This is a genomic window from Geobacillus sp. LYN3 (assembly GCF_003064505.1).
In the GTDB taxonomy this organism is placed as follows: Bacteria; Bacillota; Bacilli; order Bacillales; family Anoxybacillaceae; genus Parageobacillus_B; species Parageobacillus_B toebii.
Window position 1 is genome coordinate 1,228,871 of record NZ_QCWL01000001.1, and the last position, 2,074, is coordinate 1,230,944.

Below are 2,074 nucleotides of genomic sequence, written 5' to 3' on the forward strand. Positions count from 1 at the left end.
ATTTTCTATGACCGAAATGCCCTATTTGTGCTGGGCTTTTTTATACACTAGCACTGGGGTGAATAGTTACGCTAAAACATTCACAGGCATCATATATTAAATTAACATTGGAAACTCGAAACGAGGAAATCCAACTTCATTACATGGATAATGGTATAGGGATGGATATGAAAACGTTACGTCAAGATCATAGAAAGCTTGGATTGTTTGGCATCAAAGAACGCGTGCAAGGCTTAGGAGGAACTTACAAGATGACATCGCAACTTGGAGAAGGATTAGATATACGCATATCCATTCCATTATAAGCATAGGAAGGAGAAAAATAAGATGATTCGCATTTTAATTGTGGATGATCACCGCCTTGTTGGCGAGGGGACAAAGAACATGCTCGAGAGCGAACAAGACTTTCAAGTAGAACTCGTTACATCTGGCACAGAAGCGGAACAAATAATAGGACAACGTACGTATGATGTGTATTTGCTTGATTGGCGTATGCCGGATATGAACGGTATTGAATTAAGTAAGCGAATTCTCCAAAAACAACCGAATGCGAAAATTGTCATCTATACCGGATATGATGTTGCTCCTTTTTTTAATTATTTGATTGAATCAGGCGTTACGGGCTTTATCAGTAAAACAGCAACAAGAGACCAGCTAATTACAGCGATTCGCTGTGCATTAAGAGATGAAGCGGTCATCCCTGTGCATTTACTGCGACAACTGCGTCTTTGCGAAGTAAGGGCGAAGATAGAGGAAAATGGAAAACAGGCTGCGCTGAGCCAGCTTGAGCAAGAAATATTAATGGAAGTTGCCAATGGACTATGTAATAAAGACATTGCCAAAAAGCGTCATATAAGCCAGCGAAGTGTAGAAAGACACTTATCGCATATCTTTACGAAGCTGCATGTATCTTCACGGATAGAAGCAGTGGAAAAAGCAAAACAATTAGGGCTCATTCCAGAGCTTCATATGTTGCTAACGCCTTCATCGAATCGGTGAGGCGTTTTGTCTTTTTTAGGAATCGGCATTTCGTGTCGGTACTCCGTCAAAAAAATGGCGGGGTTTCGACACCATGTTGGCGGTAAAAAGGAAAGAAAATGGATGTATAATTAAGATAAGTAAGAATAATTTTAAAAAAAGTGTGTGAGACAAAAGAACGCAAGAGCCATTTTTGATTACATAAAAATTATAAGGAGCATTCCTGTTAGAAGTTTTTCCGGGGACTTGAATAAAAAAAGCCCTCTTGGTATGATTCGGGGGTGTCAATCTGTGAATTGACCCCTAATTTGGATACCAAGGAGGACTATACATGAATTCTATCTCAAACAAGAAGATTAATCAAGTCACCGATCAAACGCTCGTCGTTGGCATGGATATCGCGAAAAAGAAGCATTATGCCTGCTTTGTGGATGAGCGAGGGAGGGTGTTAAAAAAGTCGTTTCCCGTTCCGCAATCTAGAGAAGGATTGGAATGGTTGTACCAGTGCATCGTGGAAGCCATGAAGGAATTTGGAAAAACCGAGGTGATCGTTGGCATCGAGCCAACGGGACATTATTGGCTCAATCTCGCTTACTTTCTTGATGAAAAGGGCATTCCTCTTGTGATGACAAACCCGATGCACGTGAAGCGATCCAAAGAACTGGACGACAACCTTCCAACCAAGCACGATGCGAAAGACGCGCTCGTCATTGCCCGATTAGTGAAAGATGGCCGATTCAGCTATCCGCGTATTCTGAAAGGGATGGAGGCGGAGCTGCGCGTGGGAGCGACATTTCGCTCCAAATTGGTGGAAGAACAGGGAGCGATTCGAAATCAAATGATTCGCTGGCTTGATCGATATTTTCCGGAGTTTTCCCAAGTCTTCCCGTCATTTGGGAAAATGGCGCTCGCGGTGCTGGAATATACGCCATTTCCGAGTGATCTGGCAGGAAAAGAGCTAGAAGAGGTGCTGGCCCTTTACCGGCAAAGTGAGGGATTACAATCGCCACAAAAACCGAAAGCGAAAAAGCTCATAGAACTGGCCCAACACTCCATTGGCGTAACGGAAGGACAACAGATGGCCCGTATCGAAATT

General features: G+C 43.0%; 3 protein-coding genes. All 3 read left to right on the top strand.

The window, feature by feature from the left end:
- Positions 1-107: 107 nt before the first annotated feature.
- Positions 108-305, top strand: coding sequence for a sensor histidine kinase (locus DCC82_RS18005; RefSeq protein WP_353620329.1), 198 nt, complete (start codon positions 108-110; stop codon positions 303-305).
- A 22-nt stretch (positions 306-327) separates the two neighbouring features.
- Positions 328-999, top strand: a complete 672-nt coding sequence (locus tag DCC82_RS06450; RefSeq protein ID WP_097354065.1) for a response regulator transcription factor — start codon at positions 328-330, stop codon at positions 997-999.
- A gap of 310 nt (positions 1,000-1,309) precedes the next feature.
- On the top strand, positions 1,310-2,074 hold a 765-nt coding region (locus tag DCC82_RS06455; protein WP_233252941.1), incomplete at its 3' end, for an IS110 family transposase.

What these genes read in the sequence shown, in the direction of transcription:
- DCC82_RS06450 (WP_097354065.1), top strand. Translation starts at nt 328, where the DNA reads ATGATTCGCATTTTAATTGTGGATGATCACCGCCTTGTTGGCGAGGGG.